The following is a 2106-nucleotide window of genomic DNA, read 5'->3' on the forward strand; positions in this document are numbered from 1 at the left end:
CCTTGTACCAGCCTTACCACCAACGCCTTCGTGCGATGGCAAACCGCGAAGTCGCGGAATTAAGAGGGGTGGATTTGGTCCCCCAGAATGAGATCCGAGGGATCCCGCAAGTTCACATTCAAGATACTGGCATTAGTGCACTGTTCCAAGAAGCCAGTTTTTTCTATGCACCAAAAGCCAACGTGATTGCTCTGCAAATTGATAATGACAATGCCGAGCTAAACGTCGGTCCGATTAAAGCAAAAGATATCGCCTATAACTATCAATATGCTGGCGGCGAAATTACTGTCTATCAAATGACCGGGGCAGATCTACGCAAATATATGGAATGGTCCGCTGACTATTTCAACTCAGTCAAACCGGGTGATGTCACCTATAGCTTTAACCCTGAACGTCGCGCATCGAAATACTCAACCAATGACTTTTTTGCGGGAGTCACCTATACCATTGATCTTACTCAACCGGCAGGAAAACGCATAACAGATTTAGCCTTTGCTGATGGACAGCCAATTACCAATACAACCGAGATAAACCTCGGGATGAATAGTTATCGAATGGGGCACCTGACCAAAGCAGGTGGCGCGTTAGAAGGAAAAGATTTTCCGGTGCTGTTCGACTCAGAACAAGCTTATGGTGAAGAAGAAGGTACGATCAGAAATATGACTATTCGCTATCTAACAGAGGAAAAAGGTGGCGTTTATACCGGCAAACCTATGGCTCGCTGGCAGTTAAAAGGTCTAGATATTGACACTAACACACGCAATATCATTAAAGATTTGGTCAACAGCAAGCAAATTGATGTACCAAGTAGCGACGACGGGCGTTATACCAACGTTGCTGCGATCAACGTAAAAGGCTTACGTTTTAACACCAAAGAAGAAAAAGCCGAAGCACTGGCCGTTCGTGAAGCAAAACTCGCTACGGCAACAGGCACAGAGAAAGAAAACCTTGAACGAGAAATCGTCATCATCAACGCGCTGAACTAGGCTCGCTAGTATAGCTTATGCGGTCGGTAACACCCCGGCCGCATACCCCCCTGCCCATGATCAAGAATTATCACGATATAAGCTGTGCGCAGTGCAACTGGCGCAGTGCAACTGGCGCAGTGCAACTGGCGCATTACGCCAGGCACGCAGCCTTAAACAAATTGCAAGGCGCGACATTTTGTCGCATAATAACTTGTACAGACATATAAGCGAGGTAATGAATCATGCCAACCAGTGTACGGTTAGATGATGAGTTTGTGTCAGATGTAAAAGTGCATGCAGAAGCTGAAATGCGCTCTGTGCCCAAGCAAATTGAGTATTGGGCAAAAATTGGGAAAATCATGACTGAGAACCCTGATTTACCCTATAGCTTTGTGCAAGAAGCCCTGATTGCATCTGAAGAAGTCAAACTTGGTAAGGTAAAACGTTATGAGCGACGGACCCCACGACAATCAGATTGATGTTTTCGTCTCTCGTGTTTTTGAAAAGCAGATGAACAAGCTGTCCGACGCGAAATGTGAAGTGGTCGAGGACGAGATAGATAGAATCATTGAAGAGCCCACACTCGGCAGCCAGAAAAAAGGCGACCTCTCCTATCTTTGGGTGCACAAGTTCAAGCTCGATAGGCAAGAGGTGTTGCTTGGCTACGCTTGGGTTGAAAACAAACTCGAGCTCTACCTGCTTAATATTAGCTCGCACGAGAATTTCTACGCGACGATGAAAAAGCGCAGAAAAGCGGATTTAAAGATCATTGGTGAACCGCCAAATCGACGTTAGTGACAGTGAATGAAAATCCGAAACCCAACGAGATCACTTTCCCTTTCTATGCCGCCTATACGTAACTCGGCATAAGCGCCAGCTCGATCGTACAAGCTTGGTGTGATTTGCGCCACGCGCAGTGCAACTGGCGCCATCCGACATCGGAACCAACAATTAACCTCGATCGTGAAAGGCGCCCGCTGGCAATGTGCACATATCCAACACCGTGCTAGGGCTTGTGTCATCGACGCTACCTGTGCGGCAGTAAACAAGAAAGATCGCAGTCTGCTGTCTGTGTGATTGTTATGCGAATCAGATAACACTAATCGCCCAAGATTACTCGAGATTACTCGGTATGATG

At 46.8% G+C, this 2106-nt stretch carries 3 protein-coding genes; all 3 read left to right on the top strand.

From position 1 onward, the window contains the following. Positions 1-986 (top strand): 5'-nucleotidase C-terminal domain-containing protein (locus BZG79_RS14590; RefSeq protein ID WP_199877953.1); only part of this gene is annotated, 986 nt, incomplete at its 5' end. 224 nt (positions 987-1210) lie between these two features. Next, positions 1211-1447, top strand: a complete 237-nt coding sequence (locus tag BZG79_RS14595) for a hypothetical protein (RefSeq protein WP_021023597.1) — start codon at positions 1211-1213, stop codon at positions 1445-1447. Next, positions 1416-1763 (top strand): type II toxin-antitoxin system RelE/ParE family toxin, encoded by a 348-nt coding sequence (locus tag BZG79_RS14600; RefSeq protein ID WP_077774767.1) that lies wholly within the window; start codon positions 1416-1418, stop codon positions 1761-1763. Before BZG79_RS14595 ends, BZG79_RS14600 begins: the two co-directional genes overlap by 32 nt. The last annotated feature ends 343 nt before the right edge of the window (positions 1764-2106 follow it).

Origin of the sequence: Salinivibrio sp. MA427 (genome assembly GCF_001996115.1) — a bacterium.
Lineage (GTDB): Bacteria > Pseudomonadota > Gammaproteobacteria > Enterobacterales > Vibrionaceae > Salinivibrio > Salinivibrio costicola.

What these genes read in the sequence shown, in the direction of transcription:
- BZG79_RS14595 (WP_021023597.1), top strand. Translation starts at nt 1,211, where the DNA reads ATGCCAACCAGTGTACGGTTAGATGATGAGTTTGTGTCAGATGTAAAA.
- BZG79_RS14600 (WP_077774767.1), top strand. Translation starts at nt 1,416, where the DNA reads ATGAGCGACGGACCCCACGACAATCAGATTGATGTTTTCGTCTCTCGT.